Source organism: Variovorax sp. AC194, from assembly GCF_979257995.1.
Window position 1 is genome coordinate 6,482,512 of record NZ_OZ409823.1, and the last position, 18,854, is coordinate 6,501,365.

The following is an 18,854-nucleotide window of genomic DNA, read 5'->3' on the forward strand; positions in this document are numbered from 1 at the left end:
TGGACACACGGCGCGCCCGGGGCGCTGAATGGTGGCGGTGAATGGCGGCGACAAGCGCCGCGCGGCGAAGCTTAAAGGCTATTTGTGGCAGCCGCAGCCCGGTCAGCGCTGCACGCGGACCAGGGCCGATTCCAGACCGCCGCCGTCCAGCCGCTCCTTGAGCCGGTCGGCGTCGTCCTTCTTGTTGAACGGACCGGCGCGCACGCGGTAGACCGTGCGGCCGGCTTGCTCCCGCTCGGTGACCCGGGCCTCGACGCCCATCAGCGACAGCTTGGCGCGCTGCGCCTCGGCATCGTCGGTGGTGCGGAAGGCGCCGGCCTGCACGAAGTACATGAACGGATCGGCACCGCCGGAAGACGCCGCCGCGGCGCTGTTGCTGCTGCTCGGCGCGGCGGACGCCACTGTCGTGCTGCCCGAACCGGTGCCCGCGCGGGCCCGGGCGAGATCGCCCAGCGGATCGTTCGACGCCGGCAGCGCGTTGGCTTCGGCCGGCACGGGCGCCGCGCGCGTCGGCCTGGGCGCGACCACCACGGGCACCGGCGCGGCGGCCGGGGGCGGCGTGCCGGGTGCGACGGCGGTGGTGCTGGTGGCGGGTTCGCCGGTGATCGGGTTGACCGGGCCGGTGGCGGCCGGCGGCGTCGGCCTGGCGGCGCCGGCCTTGCCGGCCAGCGGTGCGTTAGGGTCCCAATCGCGGTTCTTGCGGGCTTCGGCTTCGTCCTGCTCGGCGCCGCCCTTCTGCGTCTTGGTCACGAACGGGATCGGCACCTTGGTCACGTAGACCGCGATGCCCAGCGCGACGCCCAGGCCGAGCACCAGCCCGATGATCAGGCCGATGACGATGTTGCCGCGTTGTCTGGTTGTCTTCTTCATGGGAGTGAGGTTCACATCTTGCTCGGCGCACTGACGCCGAGAATCGCGAGGCCATTGTGCAGCACCTGCGCGGTCGCGGCGACAAGCGCCAGGCGGGCCAGCTTGACCTTTTCGTCGTCCACCAGGATGCGTTCGGCGTCGTAGTAGCTGTGGTAGCTGGCGGCCAGTTCGCGCAGGTAGAAAGTGACGTCGTGCGGGGCGAAATCCTTCGACGCCGCGGTGAGCATGGCCGGGTACTTGGCCAGCAGCAGCATCAGCGCCTGCGCGGCCGGGCTCTCGAGTGGCGACAGGTCCACGTCCTTGAGCGTGGCGGCGTCGCCACCCCAGCCGGCCAGCACCGAGCAGATGCGCGCATGCGCGTACTGCACGTAATAAACCGGGTTGTCGTTGTTCTTCGTCACCGCGAGATCGACGTCGAAGGTGTATTCGGTGTCGGGCTTGCGGCTCAGGAGGAAGAAGCGCACGGCGTCCGTGCTAGTCCACTCGATCAGGTCGCGCAGCGTGACGTAGCTGCCGGCGCGCTTGCTGATCTTGACCTCTTCGCCGCCCTTCATCACGCGCACCATGGTGTGCAGCACGTAGTCGGGGTAGCCCTCGGGGATGCCTTCGCCCGCGGCCTGCAGACCGGCGCGCACGCGCGCGATCGTGCCGTGGTGGTCGGTGCCCTGGATGTTCACGACCTTGTGGAAACCGCGCTCCCACTTGGCGATGTGATAAGCGACGTCGGGCACGAAGTACGTGTACGTGCCGTCCTTCTTCTTCATCACGCGGTCCTTGTCGTCGCCGTAGTCGGTCGACTTGAGCCAGAGCGCGCCCTCTTCCTCGTAGGTCTTGCCGGCTGCCACGAGCTTGCCCACCGCGGCCTCGACGCGTCCGCTGGTGTAGAGGCTGGACTCCAGGTAATAGTTGTCAAAGCGCACGCGGAAGGCCTGCAGGTCCAGGTCCTGCTCGCGGCGCAGGTACGCCACGGCGAATTCGCGGATGGAATCGATGTCGTCGATGTCGCCGCTCGCGGTGTATTCGCGGTCGTCCGACTTGACGGTCTTCTTCGCCTTGAAGTCCTCGGCGATATCCGCGATGTAGTCGCCGTTGTAGGCCGGGGCCTTTTCGCCGCTCGGCCACTCGGGGTCGCCGGGCTTGAAGCCGCGGGCGCGCAGCTGGGTGCTGTTGGCCAGCGTCTGGATCTGCACGCCGGCGTCGTTGTAATAGAACTCGCGCCAGACGCTCTCGCCCTGCGAGGCGCGCAGGTTGCAGATGGCATCGCCCAGCGCCGCCTGGCGGCCGTGGCCCACGTGCAGCGGGCCGGTCGGGTTGGCCGAGACGAACTCGACCAGCACCTTCTCGCCGGTGGCCGGCTGCTGGCCGAAAGTGCTACCCGCGGACAGCACCTCGCGCACGATCTGCTGCTTGGCGGCGGTCTTCAGGCGGATGTTCAGGAAGCCGGGCCCGGCGATCTCGATGGCCTCGACCCATTGGCCGAAAGCGGGGGTGGCGAGCAGCGCAGCGCTCAGTTGCTCGGCCAGTTCGCGGGGCTTGCGCGCGAGCGGTTTGGCCAGCTGCATGGCTGCCGTGCTGGCGAAATCGCCATGCGCGGCCACCTTGGGCGATTCGAACGCGGCTTTGGCGCCGGCACCGGGGGAGAGGGATTCGAGCGTGTTCGCGAGCGCCGCGAGCAGCTCCTGTTTGACCAATAGCATCTGCGAATTTTACCGGGGGCAAACCCCGACGCAGTTGACGATGGTCATCCGATCGTTGCCGCCGCCCGTTACGATGGGCAGCCCCGGGGCGGGGCACCTGTCACAACTCCACCTTGCAAGGACATATCACCATGAAGAAGTTCCTTTCCCTGATCGCCCTGGGCGCCTGCCTTTCCTTCGGCGCCGCGCAGGCACAAGACAAGGCCCCGGCGCCCGTCACAGCCCCCGCTGCCGCCGCTCCCGCTGCCGCAGCGCCCGCCGCCGGCGCCACCTGCGACGCCAAGGCCATCGACAAGAACGGCAAGCCCCTGGCCGGCGCCGCCAAGGCCAGCTCCATCAAGAAGTGCGAGAAAGACACCAAGGCCGCCGCTGCCCCCGCATGCGCCGCCAAGGCCATCGACAAGAACGGCAAGCCGCTGGCCGGCGCCGCCAAGAACAGCTTCATCAAGAAGTGCGAAAAAGACGCCAAGGCCTGAAGCCCGCGCCACTCTGAAAGCAAAGCCCGCCCCGCGCGGGCTTTTTTCATGGCCGGCCGGGCCGCTACTTCAGCACGCCCAGCAGGTTGTTGAAGTCGTCGGTCCAGGGCCGGGCGCCGGCCACCGGCGCAATGGGCGATGCCGCGGCGCCCACCGGCTCGCGCGCCAGCGTTTGTGCCTCGCGCGCGACCAGCACCCAGTCGGTGTCGCGCAGCCAGGCGACGTCGGCGGTGTCGTCGTGCACCAGCACCGCGTGCAGCCCTTTGCGCTCGGCGATCTTCGCGACCACGGGCGCCAGCGCGAGGAAGCGGTTGGTCACGTGGAAAGCGACGATGCCGCCGGGCCGCAGGTGACGCAGGTACACCGCCATCGCCTCCGCGGTGATCAGGTGGATCGGCACCGAGTCGCCCGAGAACGCATCGACCGCCAGCACGTCGAAGCCCTGCGCGGGCTCGCGCTCCAGCGCCAGGCGCGCGTCGCCCAGCACCCGCTCGATGCGGGCCGGGCTGTCGCGCAAAAAGCTGAATTCGCTCTCGGCCAGCGCGAACACCTGCGGATTGATCTCGTAGACGCGGTAGACGTCGCCCGCCCGGCCGTAGCCCGCGAGCGTGCCCGCGCCCAGCCCGATCAGCCCGACGCGGCGCGGCCCCGCGGGCGCGGCGGCGATCGCGCGGCCGACGCCCGAAGTGCGGCCGTAGTACGAGGTCGGCTCGCTGCGGCGCGCCGCCAGCAGGAACTGCTCGCCGTGCTTGACCGAGCCGTGGAACATCTGCCGCACATCGTCGGCCGGGTCGTCGCGCCGGTGATCGATGGTGACCAGCGTGCCGAAGAAATTGCGCTGCATGACGCGCGCGCCGGCCGAATCGCCCTGCACCTGCAGCACCAGGAACCACGCGCAGCAGCCCGCGACCGCCACGCAGGCCGCCTGCAACCAGCGCCGGCGGCGCAGCACCGCGGCCGCCACCAGCGCCGTGAGAACCAGGCCGATGCCCAGCTCGTAATAGGCGGGCAGCACGTGCGGTGCGACCAGCCCCACCGCGACGCCGCCCAGCGCGCCGCCCAGCGACAGCATCAGGTAGAAGCGCGTGAGGTACCGCGGCCCCGGCCGCAGCCGCGCCATCTCGCCGTGCAGGAACATGCACAGGGCGAAGAGGCCCGCCGCGTAGATCGGCAGCGCCGTCTTCACGTGGGTGCCGACGGCGTCCTGCAGCCCGAAGGCGCACAGCAGCAGCATCGCGGCCGCGAGCGGCAGGAACACGCCGCGCCGGTACCAGCGGTCGCTCTCGAAGCACAGCACGAAGGTCAGCAGGTACAGCGTGAGCGGCAGCACCCAGAGGAAGGGAACGGCCGCCACGTTCTGGGTGATGTGGTTGGTCACCGCCAACAGCAGCCAGGAGCCCAGCGCGGGCAGCGCGAGCCACAGCAGGTAGTCGGCGGCGCGCGGCGGTTGCTCGGCAGGGGCTGCCGCCGCATCGCCGGCTGCTTGCGGCAGCGCCGCGTCGGCCCAGCGTCGCGCCACGTACAGCGTGGTGCCGCTGCACAGCGCGACGAACGCCCCGTAGCCCCACGACCATCCGTGCGCCTGCTGCAGCAGCGAACTGCGCGGCTCGATCAGCACCGGATAGCTCAGGAGCGACAGCAGCGACGCCAGGTTCGACAGCGAAAAATACCGGTACACCTGCGCGCCCCACGGCGTGCGCGCCACCCACGACTGCACCAGCGGCCCGGTGGTCGAGAGCAAGAAATACGGCAGGCCGATGGTGCCCAGCAGCAGGCCCAATATCCACAGCGTCGGATCTTCTGCGCCGGTCGGCTTCCAGCGCGCGCTGGTCACGATCGGCAGGAAGGCCGCGCTCGCGAGCAGCAACGCGACATGCAGCGCCGCCTGGGCGCGCACCCGCAGGTGGCGCGTGATCCAGTCCGAATACGCGTAGCCCGCGAGCAGCACGACCTGGAAGAACACCATGCAGATCGACCACACCGCGGCCGAGCCGCCGAACCACGGCAGGATCTGCTTGGCGATGAGCGGCTGGACCAGGAACAGCAGGAATGCGCTGCTGAAGATCGTGCCGGCAAACAGGAACTGGATGCCGGCGGGTCCCATGCCGGCTTACTTGCCGAAGCCGCGGGCGAGGAACACCGCGACCAGCGGAATCAGTGCGATCAGGTGGGCCTGCACCATCACCAGCTTGCGCGTCTTCCTGATGTCGTCCTCCGCCGGCAGCTTGCCGGTGGAACGCAGCGTCTTGCGCCAGCGAAAGTAGGTGAGCGTCGGAAAGATCGACAGCACGCCCACGATGATGAAGAGCCCCAGCTTCACGTGCAGGAGCGGGTTGGTCCAGTACCAGGCCGTGCCCTTCACGCCCCACCAGGTGCGCGCGATGCCGGTGACGAGCACCGCGATGGCGGCGATGCCGTAGACCATGTCGACCTTGGCGAGCCGCTCGACCACGGCGGCGTTGAGCCACTGCACGCGGCACAAGGCGGCCTCACTGGAAATGAACACGACCATGGTGAGGATGGCCAGCAAGTGCACGTAGGCGAGGATGGCTTCGAGGGTCATCGATGGCTTTCTTCCGAAACGGGTTGCAAATGCAAACTGATTGTGACGCCGCTAACGCCGCTTCAGGCCGCTTCAGGCCGTTCGTCCCCAGAATTCCGGTTGTCCGTACTGGTCCTTGAGGAAATCAAGCCACAGTCGCACCCGCAGCGGCAGGTGCTTGGCGCCCGCGAACACCGCGTAGATGCCGTTGGGCGGCGCGGCGAATTCGTCGAGCACCGGCACCAAGAGGCCCGCATCGATCTCGGCCTCCACCTCCCAGGTGCTGCGCCAGGCGATGCCGTGGCCGGCCAGGCACCAGTCGTGCAGCACCTGGCCGTCGGAGCAGTCGAGCGGGCCGCTCGGGCGCAGGTGGATCAGCTCTTCCACGCCCGCCTCGCTGGTGACCCGAAAGGCCCAGCCGCGCGTCTGCGAGGCATCGCTCGAAAGCGTGAGGCAGGCGAAGCGCGACAGGTCGCCGGGGTGCTTGGGCGTGCCGTGGCGGCGCAGGAAATCGGGCGTCGCCACGCAGCGGCGGCGGTTGTCGGCCAGGCGCACGCTCACGAGCGAGGAGTCGGGCAGGTCGCCCACGCGCACCGCGCAATCGAAGCTCTCGCCGGTCACGTCGACCACGCGGTCGCTGAGGTTCAGCGAAATGGTCACTTCCGGGTGCATCGCATGAAAGCGCGGCACCAGCGGCGCGACGTGGCGGCGTCCGAAGCCGGCCGGCGCCGTCACGCGCAGGTGCCCGCTCGCCTTGACGCCGCCGGCGCTCACGCTGGCCTCGGCATTCGCGAATTCGGTGAGCAGCCGCTGGCAGTCTTCGAGGAACGCGCTGCCCTCGTGCGTGAGCGTGATGCGCCGCGTGGTGCGCACCAGGAGCTTCACGCCCAGCCGCTCCTCCAGCGCATCGAGCCGCCGCCCCATGATCGCGGGCGCCACGCCCTCGGCCTTGGCCGCGGCCGTGAGGCTGCCACGCGTGGCGACCGAGACGAAGGATTCGAGTTGCTTCAGGCGGTCCATGGGGCGGGAACTATATCGCCCGCCGCAGGAAACGTTCTCTTCTTATTCGGGCCTCACGCCCGCGTCGCGCACCGCCGCGCCCCAGCGCTCGTGCTCCGCCTTGATGTACTGCGCCGCCCGCTCCGGGCTGCCGCCCACCGGCACGCTGCCCTCGGCCTGCAGCTGCGCGATGGTCGCGGGCTTGGCGAGCGCCTTGTCGATGGCGGCGTTGAGCTTCTTCACGATGTCGGCGGGCGTGCCGGCCGGCATGACGACGGCCTTCCAGTCCACCGCCTCGAAGCCCTTGTAGCTCTCGCCCACGGTCGGCACGTCGGGCATCACCGGCAGGCGCTGCGCCGAGGTGACCGCCAGCGCGCGCAGCTTGCCGCCCTTGACCATCGCGAGCGCGCCCTGCGGCGTGGCGAACATGTAGTCGGTCTGGCCGCCCAAGAGGTCGGTGATGGCGGGCGCGGCGCCCTTGTACGGCACGTTGAGCACCTTGAAGCCCGCGCGCTTGGCGAGCACCTCGCCGGCCATGTGGCCGAGCGTGCCGGTGCCGGCCAGCGCCTGCTTGATCTCGCCGGGCCTGGCCTCGGCGGCGGCCACCACGTCGGCCAGCGTCTTGAAGGGCGCATCGGTGCGCACCACCAGCACGACCGGCTGCGCCGCGACGATCGACACGGCCACAACGTCCTTCAATGCGTCGTAGGGCATCTTCGGAAAGAGCGTCGGGTTGATCGCGAGGTTCGCCGTCTGGCCGAGGCCGATGGTGTAGCCGTCGGGCTTGGCCTTGGCCACCACGTCGATGCCGATGTTGCCGTTGCCGCCCGCGCGGTTGTCCACGATGAAGGTCCACTTCGTGTCGTCGGTCACCTTCTGCGCGATCAGGCGCGCGACGATGTCGGTGGCGCCGCCGGGCGTGTAGGGCACGACGAGACGCACGGGCTTGTCGGGCCAGGCGGCGGTGTCCGCCGCAAGCGCCGGAAGAACGGAAAGGCATGCAGCGGCTGCGGCGCAGGCCAGCAAGGCGCGCCGTGGGGTGAGAAACATGGGATCAGTCTCCGAGGGTGATGTGGTGTGACTTGAGGGCCGCGATCTCTTCGTCGCTGTAGCCCACTTCCTTGAGCAGCTCATGGCTGTGCTCGCCGATGTGCGGCGGCTGCAGCCGGATGCCGGGGCGCTGGCCGCCCAGCGTGAACGGCGCGAGCGGCACCTTGGCCATGTGGCCGTCGTTCATGCGCACGGGCGCGAGACCGCCGGTGGCGTTCAGGTGCGGATCGTCGAACAGCTCCTGCGGCTTGGTGATGGGCGCGAAGGGCAGCTCGTTCTGCTCGAACACCGCGGCGAGCTCGGCCGCGCTGCGCCCGGCCAGGTGCGAGCGCAGGATCGGCATCATCCATTCGCGCGCGCGCACGCGGTCGTTGTTGGTCTTCAGGCGCGGATCGGCCAGCATGTCTTCCAGGCCGAAGGCCTTGCAGAAGATGGCCCACTGTTTGTCGCTGACGGCCGCCAGAAAGATCTGCTCGCCGTCCTTCACCGTGAAGACGTCGTACACCGCCCAGGCCGAGATGCGGCTGGGCATCGGGTCGGCGGCCTTGCCGGTGGCGGCGAACTGCATCATGTGCTGCGCGACGAGGAACACGTTGTTCTCGAAGAGCGCCGCCTGCACCTCGCAGCCCTTGCCCGTCGCATCGCGCTGGCGCAGCGCGGCCATCGCGCCGATGGCGCCGAACATGCCGCCCATGATGTCGTTCACGCTGGTGCCCGCGCGCAGCGGGTCGCCCGAGCGGCCGGTCATGTAGGCAAGGCCGCCCATCATCTGCACCACTTCGTCCAGGGCCGTGCGGTGGTCGTAGGGGCCGGGCAGGAATCCCTTGTGGCTCACGTAGATGAGGCGCGGGTTGAGCTTGGAAAGCGTCTCGTAGTCGAGCCCCAGCTTCTTCATCGTGCCGGGCTTGAAGTTCTCGCTCACGATGTCGGCGGTGGCGATCAGGCGCAGCGCGGCTTCGACGCCTTCGGGTTGCTTCAGGTCGAGCGCGATGCTCTTCTTGTTGCGGTTGAAGGTCGGAAAGAAACCCGAGCCCGAGCCGAGCAGGCGGCGCGTGTTGTCGCCCTCGATGGGCTCGACCTTGATGACCTCGGCGCCGAGGTCGGCCAGGAGCAGGCCGCAGGTCGGGCCCATGACCATGTGGGTGAATTCGACGACGCGGATGCCCGAATAGGGCAAAGGGTGCGGAGGATTGGCTTCAGACATGTGCGTTGTGTTCCTGGACAAAGCCCCTGGGCAGGCCGGCCTCGGGCGTCATGCCGTAGACCGGTTCGCCGGGCAGGCCCGCCATGAGCGGCGCGCGCGCCGCGATGAGTTTCTCGATGTCGATGCCGGTGCGAACGCCCATGGCCTCGAACATGAAGACGAGGTCTTCGGTCACCGCATTGCCCGAGGCGCCGGGCGCGTAGGGGCAGCCGCCCAGGCCGCCGAGCGAGGCGTCGAAGGTGCGCACGCCCTCGTCCCACGCGGCCAGGCAGTTCGCGATGCCCAGGCCGCGCGTGTTGTGCATGTGGGCCGCGCCGGCGTGCGTGCCGATTTCTGCGCGCAGGCGCTTGAAGAGCCGGCGCACCTGCGCCGGATTGGCGTAGCCCACGGTGTCGGAGAGCCCCGCTTCTTCGGCGCCGGCTTCGATGCATTGCGCGGCGAGACGGATCACGTCGTCTTCCGGCACCGGCCCCTGCAGCGTGCAGCCGAAGGCGGTGGAGATGCCGGCTTCGAGCTTCACCCGCGGCGCGATCGCGCGGCGCAGGTCGGCGATGGCGCGCACCTCCTCGACCATTTCCGTTGGCGTCTTGCGCACGTTGGCCAGCGAATGCGCCACGCTCGCCGACACCGGCATCGTGAGCTTGTGCACGCCCGCCGCGAGCGCGGCCTCGGCGCCCTTGCGGTTGGGCACCAGCGCCATCACGACGAGGCCGGGCAACGTGATCGCATGGCGCACCACGTCGGCGGCGTCGGCCATCTGGGGCAGCAGCTTGGCGGGCACGAACGAGGCGACCTCGATCTCGCGCACGCCGGCGGCGTAGAGCGCGTCGATCCAGCGCAGCTTGTCGGCCGTGCGCATGGTGGCCTTGACCGATTGCAGGCCGTCGCGCGGGCCGACCTCGCTGATGAGGACGTCGGGGGGTGTCATCGACTTCGTCTCCTTGGAGCGATCCGGGGTAAATCGTGGTGATCGCTTGACAGTTCTATTAGACAGAACTAGATTCCGTTTAACAGAATTAAACCGCCGATCGACTTTCCCTGTCAAGCGACGCCCATGCCCCGCAAAGCCCAGACCGAATCGGTTTCCGACCTCAACGCCGCTCCCGGCGGCGCCGCCGCGGTCGATCGCGCGCTGAGCCTGCTGTCGGCGTTCCAGGCGGGCGACGAGGCGCTGTCGCTCGCGCAGTTCGCCGAGCGCACGCAGCTCTACAAGAGCACGGTGCTGCGGCTCCTGGCATCGCTCGAACACGCGCGGTTGATCCGGCGGCACGACGACGGCCGCTACGCGCTCGGCATGGAGATCGCGCGGCTGCACGGGCTCTACGCCGCGTCGCAGTCGCTCGACCGCATCGTGCTGCCGGTGCTGCGCGCGCTGGTCGCCGCCACTGGCGAAAGCGCGGCGTACCACGTGCGGCAGGACCAGGGCGAGAGCTGGGTGCGGCTGTGCCAGTTCCGCGTCGACTCATCACATGTGGTGCGCGACCACGTGCGCGCGGGCGACCTTCTGCCCAACGACCGCGGCGCCGGCGCGCGCGTGCTGATCGCGTTCGGCCCCGAGGCCGAGCGGCCGCGTGGCGCGAAGGAACGCAAGCTCTACGACGCGATCCGCGCGCAAGGCTTCTGCGCGCTGGTGGGCGACCGCACGGCAGAGCTCGCGGGCATCTCGGCGCCGGTGTTCCATGCGGACGGCCGCCTCGCCGCGGCAGTCACGCTCACGATGCCGACGCACCGCTACGACGAGGGCTACATCGAGCCCGTGCGCGCCGCGGCCAAGGAGCTCAGCGGGCAGGTGTGAAGTTCAGGACTCCGCCTTGAAGCCCGAATTCTTGATCGGCATTTCCCAGCGCTTCAGGTGCGCCGCCTGGATGGCCGCCAGCTCAGCCGGCCCCGCGTGCGCCGGCACGAGCCCCAGCGCATAGATCCGGTCCTGCACATCGGGCATGCGCAGCGCGTCGGCCACGGCCTTGTCGATGCGCGCCACCACCTCGGGCGACATGCCCGGCGGGCCGTAGAGCCCGAAGAACGCATCGGCCGTCACGTTGATGCCCGCCTCCTTCAGCGTCGGCACCTCGGGCAGCGCGCGGCTGCGCTGCTCGCCCGTCACCGCGAGGATGCGCACCTTGCCGGCGCGGTGGTGCTCGATGGTTTCGGAGGCGGTGTCGACCATCAGCGGCACCTGCCCGCCGATGAGGTCCTGCGCAGCTGGCGCACCGCCGCGGTAGGCCACGTGCGTCATCGGCACGCCCGCCGCCTGCGCCAGCAGCTGGCCCGCGAAGTGCGGCACTGTGCCCGCGCCCGAGGTCGCGTAGTTGGCCTTGGCGGGGTTGGCCTTCATCCACGCCAGCACCGTCTTCAGGTCGCCGGGCGGCGCGCCCGGGCCGGCGGTCACCGCGAAGTCGAAGGTGCTGCCGAGCGCGATCGGCGTGAAGTCCTTCGCTGGGTCGTAGCCGAGGTTCGCATAGAGCCACGGGTGGATCACCATCGCGCCGCTCGGCGAGAAGACCAGCACGCTGCCGTCCGGCGGCGAGCGCTTGAGTTCGGCCAGCGCGAGGCGCCCCGCCGCGCCGGGCTTGTTGTCGATGATGACGTTCTGCCCGAGCGAGACGCGCATCTTGTCGGCCAGGAGGCGCGCCACCACGTCCGCCGAGCCGCCCGGCGGAAACCCGATCAGGATGCGCGTGGTGCGCTCCTGCGCGAAGGCCGATGGCGCAAGCGCCGTGGCGGCAATGACGGCAGCGGCTTGCGCTGCGAACTGGCGGCGTTTCATGCTTCTGTCTCCTCGGGGGTCGTGGTGGAAATGGGGGCGGGCGCGATCGCCGCTCAGCGCAGCGCGGCGAGCAGTGCCTTGTTTTGCTCGGGCAGGCCGACGCTCACGCGCAGCCACTGCGGCAGGCCGTAGGGGCCGAGCAGCGAGACCTCGATGCCGGCGGCCAGGAGGCGCGCGTGCACGGCCTGCGCATCGCCCACCTGCACCATCAGGAAGTTGCCCGACGAGGGGATGTGCGTAAGGCCCAGCTCGGTGAAGCCGGCGGCGAGCTGGTCGCGTCCGGCGGTGTTGAGGTCGTAAGTGCGCGCGAGGAATTCCGCATCACCCAGCGCGGCCACCGCAGCCGCCTGGGCGGGCGTCGTCACGTTGAAGCGCGGGCGCTGCGCGTTCATGCGCGCCGTGAGCGGCGGCTGCGACACGCCGTAGCCGATGCGCATGCCCGCCAGGCCAAAGGCCTTGGAGAAGGTGCGCGCCACGATGAGGTTCGGCAGGCGCCGCACCCATTCGATGCTGTCGTAGCGCTGCGCGGGCGAGAGGTACTCGGTGTAGGCCTCGTCGAGCAACACCGTCACGTGCGTGGGCACCGATTGCAGGAAGGCCAGCAGCGGCGCAGCATCGATGAAGGTGCCCGTGGGGTTGTTCGGGTTGGCGACGAACACGAGCTTCGTGTCGTCGGCGATGGCGGCGCGCATCGCATCGAGGTCGTGGCCGAAATCTTGCGAGGGCACGACGGTGGCGCGCGCATGGGCGTGCGCCGTGGCCTGCGCATAGACGATGAAGCCGTACTGCGAATAGACGACGTTCTCGCCCGGCTTCAGGCTCACCTGCGCGGCGAGCTCGAGGATTTCGCTCGATCCGCTGCCCAACGTGAGCCACTCGGGCGACACGTCGAGCCGGGCGGCCAGTGCATGCTTGAGCGCGGTGCCGTTGCTGTCGGGGTAGTTGCCCGCGCCCTGGAGGGCGGCAGCGGCGGCGCGGCGGGCCGACTCGGGCATGCCGAGCGGGTTTTCGTTGGAAGCCAGGAGGATCATTTCGGCGGACGGCGGATTATTTAAGAAGTTAAATATATCCCGCGGCCGCGGCACCTCTATCAGTGCCTACCCTTTGAGCGAAAAGCAGCGTTGCAGCGCCATTACCTTCATTTTTGTCATTGATAAATCCCGCTTTCGGCTCTTACTCGTTCGTAAAGTATCGAATAAAGTTGACCTACGTCATTGCGACACCCACGTCTTTCGATTCCGCATTCCGCCGCATTCCGCCGTATTCCGCCGTATTCCGCCGTATTCCGATTTTCCAGGAGAGAAAAATGACTGCCCGCACCCCCGCCCACGGACTCCAGGTCGCGACCGAACTCCACCGCTTCATCGAAGAAAAAGTCCTGCCCGCCACCGGCGTGGCCAGCGATGTCTTCTGGAAGGGTTTCGACGCCATCGTGAGCGACCTCGCGCCCAAGAACATCGCGCTGCTTGCCGAACGCGACCGCCTGCAGAGCGAGCTCGACGCCTGGCACAAGAAGAACCCCGGCCCGATCGCCGACATGCCCGCGTACCGAGCCTTCCTGGAAAAGATCGGCTACCTGCTGCCGGCCCCCAAGGGCGCCAAGGCCACCACCGAGAACGTCGATTCCGAACTCGCGCTGCAGGCCGGCCCGCAGCTGGTGGTGCCGATCCTGAACGCGCGCTATGCGCTCAACGCGGCCAACGCGCGCTGGGGTTCGCTCTACGACGCGCTCTATGGCACCGATGCCATTCCTGAATCCGAAGGCGCCGAAAAGGGCAAGGGCTACAACCCGGCGCGCGGCGCCAAGGTCATCGAGTTCGCGCGCAACGTGCTCGACCAGGCCGCGCCGCTGGAAAACGGCTCGCACAAGATGGCCACCGGCTACAGCGTGAAGGACGGCAAGCTGGTCGTCGCGCTGCAGAGCAGCAGCACGGGCCTGGCCGACGCCGCGCAGTTCATCGGCTATCAAGGCGATGCCGCGGCGCCGTCTTCGGTGCTGCTCAAGCACAACGGCATTCACCTGGACATTCGCATCGACCGCAGCACCGCCATCGGCAAGAGCGATGCGGCCGGCGTGAGCGACCTGGTGCTCGAAGCCGCGCTCTCGACCATCCTGGACCTGGAAGACTCGGTGGCCGTGGTCGACGCGGCCGACAAGGTGGTCGCGTATGCGAACTGGCTGGGCATCGTCGAAGGCACGCTGACGGAAGAAGTCGCCAAGGGCGGCAAGACCTTCACGCGCGGCCTGAACGCCGATCGCGAATACACCGGCGCCGACGGCAAGCCGGTGAAGCTGCACGGCCGCTCGCTCATGTTCCTGCGCAACGTGGGCCACCTGATGACCAATCCGGCCATCCTGTACGCGGGCAGCAAGGAAATTCCGGAAGGCATCCTGGATGCCGTGGTGACCACCACCATCGCCACCATCGACTTGAAGCGCAAGGGCAACTCGCGCACCGGCAGCATCTACATCGTGAAGCCCAAGATGCACGGCCCGGCCGAAGTGGCCTTCGCGAGCGAACTCTTCGGCCGCGTCGAGCAGCTCTTGGGCCTGCCCGCCAACACGGTGAAGCTGGGCATCATGGACGAGGAGCGCCGCACCAGCGTGAACCTGAAGGCCTGCATCGCCGAAGCCGCCGCGCGCGTGGCCTTCATCAACACCGGGTTCCTGGACCGCACCGGCGACGAGATGCACACCGCCATGCAGGGCGGCCCGATGATCCGCAAGGGCGACATGAAGTCCAGCGCGTGGATCGGCGCTTATGAAAAGAACAACGTGCTGGTCGGCCTCTCGTGCGGCCTGCGCGGCAAGGCGCAGATCGGTAAGGGCATGTGGGCCATGCCCGACCTCATGGCCGCGATGCTCGAGCAGAAGATCGGCCATCCCAAGGCCGGCGCGAACACCGCCTGGGTGCCCTCGCCCACCGCCGCCACGCTGCACGCGCTGCATTACCACCAGGTGAGCGTGACTGCGGTGCAGCAGGAGCTGGAGAAGATCGACGCCGACGCGGAACGCGACAACATCCTCAACGCGCTGCTGCAGGTGCCGATCGCGCCCGAAGCCAAGTGGACGGCCGAGGAGCGCCAGCAGGAAATCGACAACAACGTGCAGGGCATCCTGGGCTACGTGGTGCGCTGGATCGACCAGGGCGTGGGCTGCTCCAAGGTGCCCGACATCCACAACGTGGGCCTCATGGAAGACCGCGCGACGCTGCGCATCTCGAGCCAGCACATCGCCAACTGGCTGCTGCACGGCGTGGTGACCAAGGCGCAGGTCGACGAGACCTTCCAGCGCATGGCCAAGGTGGTCGATGAGCAGAACGCGGGCGACGCGCTCTACCAGCCGATGGCCGGCAACTTCGCGACCTCGGCCGCGTACAAGGCGGCGCAGGACCTGGTCTTCAAGGGCATCGAGCAGCCGAGCGGCTACACCGAGCCGCTGCTGCATGCATGGCGTTTGAAGGTCAAGGGCGAAGCCTGATCTGCATCTGTCCGGCACTCTGCCGGGCATGAACGAACGGCGCCCGAGGGCGCCGTTCTGCATGAGGGGCGGCATGCCATTAGCATTCGTGCCGCTCTCTCTTCTTTCGGATCTTCCCCTCTCGATGAACACGAACGCGGCACCGCCGCCCTCGCCTCGGCCTTCGCGCTGGTCGACCTCCGCGGCCGCCATGCTTGTGGCCCTCGCCTCGGCCTTCGCGCTGAGCCAGGCCTTCCGCACCGTCGGCGCCATGATGGCCACGCCGCTCAGCACCCACTTCGGCCTCTCGCCCCAGCAACTGGGCACGTGGGCCGGCACCTTTCACTTCATGTTCGGGATCCTGCAGCTCGCCATGGGCGTGTCGATCGACATGTTCGGCGTGCGGCGCACGGTGCTCACCGCATTTCCGCTGGCCATCGCGGGCGCGGCGCTCTGCGCTGTGGCGTCGAGCTTTCACATGCTGCTGCTCGGGCAGGCGCTGATCGGCGTCGGCTGCGCACCCGCTTTCCTCGCGTGCACGGTGTTCATCGCGCGGCATTTCGATGCCTCGCGCTTCACCGCGATGTCGGGACTGGTGATGAGCCTGGCGGGCCTGGGCATCGTGTTCACCGGCACGCCGCTCGCATTGCTGATCGAGGCCGCGTCATGGCGCGCGGGCTACACGGTGCTGGCCGCGTTCGCGGTGCTGTCGTGGATCATCATCTTCTGGCGCGTGCGCGAACCGGCGCGCGCGGCGGACCCTGCGCCGCAGTCCGCGCCGGCGGAGCGGCAGTCGCTGCGCAAGGCGGTGCGCGAACTGCTGCCGCTGTTCGCGATGCCGCACACGCTGGGCCTCTTGTGCTTTGCGTGCGTGTCGTATGCGGCCTTCATCACGTTGCGCGGCCTCTGGCTCGGGCCGGTGCTGCACGAGCGGCATGGCCTCTCGCTCGTCGCGAGCGGCAACGTGGCGTTGGTGATGACGGTCACCGGCATGATCAGCCCCGCGCTGTTCGGCCGCCTGGACCCGGGCCCCACGCGGCGCACGCGCTGGATGATGGGCTGCGCCTCGGCCGGCGCGCTGATGTTCGCGGCGATGGCGTTCACGCATTCGCGCGCGGTCGACATCGGCCTGCCGATCGTCTACGGGCTCATCTCCGGCTACAGCGTGCTGCAGTACGCGTACACCAAGAACGGCTACCCCGCCGCGATGACGGGGCGTGCGATGGCGCTGATGAACATGGCGATGTTCCTTGGCGTGTCGCTGATGCAATGGACGACCGGCGTGGCGGCGTCGTGGGGCGTGGCGCATGGGGTCGAGCCGTTCCGTGCGGTGTTTCTCACGGTGGCGGGAATGTTGGCTGCGGGGACGCTTGCGTTCGCCCTGCTGCCTCGTGCGCAGATGCAGGCACAGGCCGGCGCCTGATCGCAGGACCAGGAGCGGCGCTCCCGCTTCTATCATCCTGCCGATGGACCCTCGCATTCACGACGCGCTCACGCGCTGCCTCCACGCGATCAAACTCGACAACGCCTTCGGCTACTACCCGAGCGCCGAGCAGAAGGCACAGCTCGATGCGTTGGCCATAGGGATCCAACCGCTGATCGAGGCGCTCGCCGCCGAGCCCTACGCAGGCAAGGGGCTGGGTTGCGGGTATCTCGGACATCGCGGCTATCGCACGCCGTGGGCCGCCATGATGTATCGGCTGCGGGACAGCCGCAGCAGCCACAGCCTGAGCTGGAAGGATCGCCTCGAAGTCCTGTTCGACACGGCCGGCCTCGACGCGACGGAGATGCTGGCCTGGACGCTGCAGGTGGAAGACGACATCCTGCGCGACCATCTGCTGCTGCACATCGCGGCCGATCTCGCGATCGAAGGCGATATGGCGCGCGTCGAAGAGGAGATCACGCCGCGCCTGCGCCCCGACATGGCGCACCGCGCCGACCGCGTGCTGTTGATGGAATACGCGCGTCGCGGCGATGTCGACGCTTTTCTGCGCAAGCACAAGAAGGCCAGCCAGCGCCAGGAGCGCCACACGCTGCTCGATGCGCGCGCGTTGCTGGTCGAGCAGATGGCCACGCAGCAAGGCCTCGATGCGGCGCTGCGCTTCAGCGAAGAGACCCAGGGTTTCGGCGACAGCTATCGCGCGACGGCCATGCGCACCTATGCGGCCACGGTGGATGTGGCGACGATGCGCGCGTGGATCGCGGCGCATGCGACGCTGTTTGCAACGGCACCTGGGCTGAAAGAAGAACTGCTGGTCACTGCCTATGCCAAGGGGCCGCGACCCGATTCCATCGACGGCGACGACCCGTTCGACGAACTGTTCGCCAGGGTCGATGCGATCGACAAGTCGCTGCGCCACGGGGACGCTCGCCTGCGCGATTGGCTGTTGCTCGACCTGGGCATTGCTGTGGGACCGGGCGCGCGCCGGCTGCAGTGCCGCAAGAAGATCGGCAACGCGTCGATCAAGCGCGAGCTCGACAGCCCGTAGCGGTGGTGCGCCGCCTCAGGCGGCATCGCCAAGACGCGCGCGCACTTCGCGGCGGCTCAGTTGGCGCTTGGCTGCGGCGTAGACATCGTTGCGCCCGTACAAGCCGCAGTGGGTGGGCATGCCGGGCGCGGGGCGCTGCGCGGCGCCGCTGCGGGTGACGAGGCAACGGCGCAGCACGTCGTAGCGCCTCTCCTCCGGCTGCGTCGCGCCAGCCCTTTCAGGAAACTGCGCGAGCTTGATCTCGAACCAGCAGCTGTCGACGCAGTGCCATTGCGTGGTCTCGTCGATCACGTGATAGACCGCGTACGGCACGTCGCCGCGCTGCGCGGCCCACGTCTTGCGGTCGGCGCGTCGTGCAGCTTTCGCCTCAGCCAGTCGCCGGTTGGGCAGCAGGATGCCGGTGACCGGATGCACGAACAGCTCGACATTCGGCGCCTCGCGCAACGGCACGCTGCGGTGCGTGCCCCAGCGATGCGGCGGCACGCAGACCTCGCCGTCGCGCAGTTCGGCACGGCGCTCCACGAAGTCGTCGATGTGCTGGAAGATGTGCGCCTGTACCGTGCTGCGGCGGTCGATGCCGCTGTTGAGTTCGGCATACACCTTGTCCCACGGCCGGTGCACCTGCTTGTGCAGCCAGCGCTTGAGCGGTGCGAGGTTCTCGTTGAGCCACTTCGGGTGGTCGTAGCCGCGCTTCATGCCAAGGTGCGAACCGCGCTCGCGGCTGTTGCGAAAACCACGCCCGTCGCCTTGCACGCGCCAGCCGCGGCGCGGGCGTTCGACGATGACCTTGTCCATGTCTTCACGCATCGTCGCCTCCTCGCCCCACGCTGCGCGCGGCCTTCTGCAACGCGACCTTCTGCGCGCGCCGCTCCGCGCGGTGGGTGCGCAGGTGGCGCCCGGCACCCTGGCTCGATTCGCGGCGCGCCATCGCGGCCACCACGGGATTGCGAGGTGCCGTGGACGGCACCGAAAAGTAGAACCGGCCCAGACGCTTGTCGTCGTCGCGAGCCTTTCGTTGAGCACTCATGTGCGCACACTCCAGAAACAAAAAGGCCCCGGCGAATGGCTGCGCGGGGCCTTTGTCGACAAGGCCTCGGCGGGTGCATGGATGCACATCCGGCCGGGGCGGTCGGTGTGCGGGTCAGGTGTTCAGGAAACGGTTCATTGAATTGGTTTGTCGCCCGGGAGGTCGGTAGTCGCCAGGCGCGGTGGAAAGAAACTGTTGCTGAAAAACGAAGGGCGGATTCTGTCGAGCCGCTGCGCGATGCGCAAGCGCCACTTGCAACGCTGTGGCGCAAAG

16 protein-coding genes and 1 pseudogene are annotated in these 18,854 nt (G+C 68.6%); 5 read left to right on the plus strand and 12 right to left on the minus strand.

Annotated elements, in window-relative coordinates; translation table 11 throughout:
• Nucleotides 1–102 precede the first annotated feature (102 nt).
• The gene (locus tag ACZYRS_RS30580) at nt 103–870 is read right to left on the minus strand and encodes an SPOR domain-containing protein (protein WP_463422207.1); all 768 of its coding nucleotides are present in this window, start codon (nt 868–870) and stop codon (nt 103–105) included.
• 11 nt (nt 871–881) lie between these two features.
• The gene (gene argS / locus ACZYRS_RS30585) at nt 882–2,567 is read right to left on the minus strand and encodes an arginine--tRNA ligase (RefSeq protein ID WP_463422208.1); all 1,686 of its coding nucleotides are present in this window, start codon (nt 2,565–2,567) and stop codon (nt 882–884) included.
• A gap of 131 nt (nt 2,568–2,698) precedes the next feature.
• Between argS and ACZYRS_RS30590 the strand changes: the two genes are divergently transcribed.
• Nucleotides 2,699–3,043 carry a hypothetical protein gene (locus tag ACZYRS_RS30590; protein WP_463422209.1) on the plus strand — a complete coding sequence of 115 codons (345 nt, stop codon included), beginning with the start codon at nt 2,699–2,701 and terminating at the stop codon, nt 3,041–3,043.
• Nucleotides 3,044–3,107: 64 nt separating this feature from the next.
• Here ACZYRS_RS30590 and ACZYRS_RS30595 read toward each other — a convergent pair whose 3' ends face one another.
• From ACZYRS_RS30595 to ACZYRS_RS30620, 6 genes are all read right to left on the minus strand, one after another.
• Complete coding sequence (locus ACZYRS_RS30595; protein ID WP_463422210.1) at nt 3,108–5,147, minus strand: spermidine synthase; 2,040 nt, start codon at nt 5,145–5,147, stop codon at nt 3,108–3,110.
• 6 nt (nt 5,148–5,153) lie between these two features.
• Nucleotides 5,154–5,606, minus strand: a complete 453-nt coding sequence (locus tag ACZYRS_RS30600; protein WP_463422211.1) for a DUF2214 family protein — start codon at nt 5,604–5,606, stop codon at nt 5,154–5,156.
• A gap of 72 nt (nt 5,607–5,678) precedes the next feature.
• A complete protein-coding gene (locus ACZYRS_RS30605) occupies nt 5,679–6,605 on the minus strand; it encodes a LysR family transcriptional regulator (protein ID WP_198787155.1) in 927 nt (308 codons plus the stop codon).
• Nucleotides 6,606–6,647: 42 nt separating this feature from the next.
• The gene (locus ACZYRS_RS30610) at nt 6,648–7,634 is read right to left on the minus strand and encodes a Bug family tripartite tricarboxylate transporter substrate binding protein (RefSeq protein WP_463422212.1); all 987 of its coding nucleotides are present in this window, start codon (nt 7,632–7,634) and stop codon (nt 6,648–6,650) included.
• Between the two features lie 4 nt (nt 7,635–7,638).
• Nucleotides 7,639–8,838, minus strand: a complete 1,200-nt coding sequence (locus tag ACZYRS_RS30615) for a CaiB/BaiF CoA transferase family protein (protein ID WP_463422213.1) — start codon at nt 8,836–8,838, stop codon at nt 7,639–7,641.
• Nucleotides 8,831–9,766 carry a hydroxymethylglutaryl-CoA lyase gene (locus ACZYRS_RS30620; RefSeq protein ID WP_463422214.1) on the minus strand — a complete coding sequence of 312 codons (936 nt, stop codon included), beginning with the start codon at nt 9,764–9,766 and terminating at the stop codon, nt 8,831–8,833. The genes ACZYRS_RS30615 and ACZYRS_RS30620 overlap by 8 nt, the downstream gene beginning before the upstream one ends.
• A 126-nt stretch (nt 9,767–9,892) precedes the next feature.
• On the opposite strand from ACZYRS_RS30620, the gene ACZYRS_RS30625 reads away from it, so the two are divergent.
• Nucleotides 9,893–10,633, plus strand: a complete 741-nt coding sequence (locus ACZYRS_RS30625) for an IclR family transcriptional regulator (protein WP_463422215.1) — start codon at nt 9,893–9,895, stop codon at nt 10,631–10,633.
• A gap of 3 nt (nt 10,634–10,636) precedes the next feature.
• On the opposite strand, the gene ACZYRS_RS30630 is transcribed toward ACZYRS_RS30625, so the two are convergent.
• Nucleotides 10,637–11,605, minus strand: a complete 969-nt coding sequence (locus ACZYRS_RS30630) for a Bug family tripartite tricarboxylate transporter substrate binding protein (RefSeq protein ID WP_463422216.1) — start codon at nt 11,603–11,605, stop codon at nt 10,637–10,639.
• A 53-nt stretch (nt 11,606–11,658) separates the two neighbouring features.
• Nucleotides 11,659–12,642, minus strand: a pseudogene (gene hisC / locus ACZYRS_RS30635) (histidinol-phosphate transaminase); the annotation flags it as partial.
• A 269-nt stretch (nt 12,643–12,911) separates the two neighbouring features.
• Here hisC and ACZYRS_RS30640 point away from each other — a divergent pair.
• From ACZYRS_RS30640 to ACZYRS_RS30650, 3 genes are all read left to right on the plus strand, one after another.
• On the plus strand, nt 12,912–15,086 hold the full coding sequence (locus ACZYRS_RS30640) for a malate synthase G (protein WP_463422217.1): 2,175 nt from the start codon (nt 12,912–12,914) through the stop codon (nt 15,084–15,086).
• A 124-nt stretch (nt 15,087–15,210) separates the two neighbouring features.
• Entirely contained in the window at nt 15,211–16,488 is a 1,278-nt protein-coding gene (locus ACZYRS_RS30645; protein WP_463422218.1) for an MFS transporter, read from the plus strand.
• Nucleotides 16,489–16,531: 43 nt separating this feature from the next.
• Nucleotides 16,532–17,554: a hypothetical protein gene (locus tag ACZYRS_RS30650; protein ID WP_463422219.1), complete on the plus strand. Its 1,023-nt coding sequence runs from the start codon at nt 16,532–16,534 to the stop codon at nt 17,552–17,554.
• 15 nt (nt 17,555–17,569) lie between these two features.
• Here ACZYRS_RS30650 and ACZYRS_RS30655 read toward each other — a convergent pair whose 3' ends face one another.
• Both ACZYRS_RS30655 and ACZYRS_RS30660 read right to left on the minus strand, forming a co-directional pair.
• Nucleotides 17,570–18,361 (minus strand): hypothetical protein, encoded by a 792-nt coding sequence (locus ACZYRS_RS30655; protein WP_463422220.1) that lies wholly within the window; start codon nt 18,359–18,361, stop codon nt 17,570–17,572.
• Nucleotides 18,354–18,581, minus strand: coding sequence for a hypothetical protein (locus ACZYRS_RS30660; RefSeq protein WP_198787144.1), 228 nt, complete (start codon nt 18,579–18,581; stop codon nt 18,354–18,356). The genes ACZYRS_RS30655 and ACZYRS_RS30660 overlap by 8 nt, the downstream gene beginning before the upstream one ends.
• Nucleotides 18,582–18,854 lie beyond the last annotated feature (273 nt).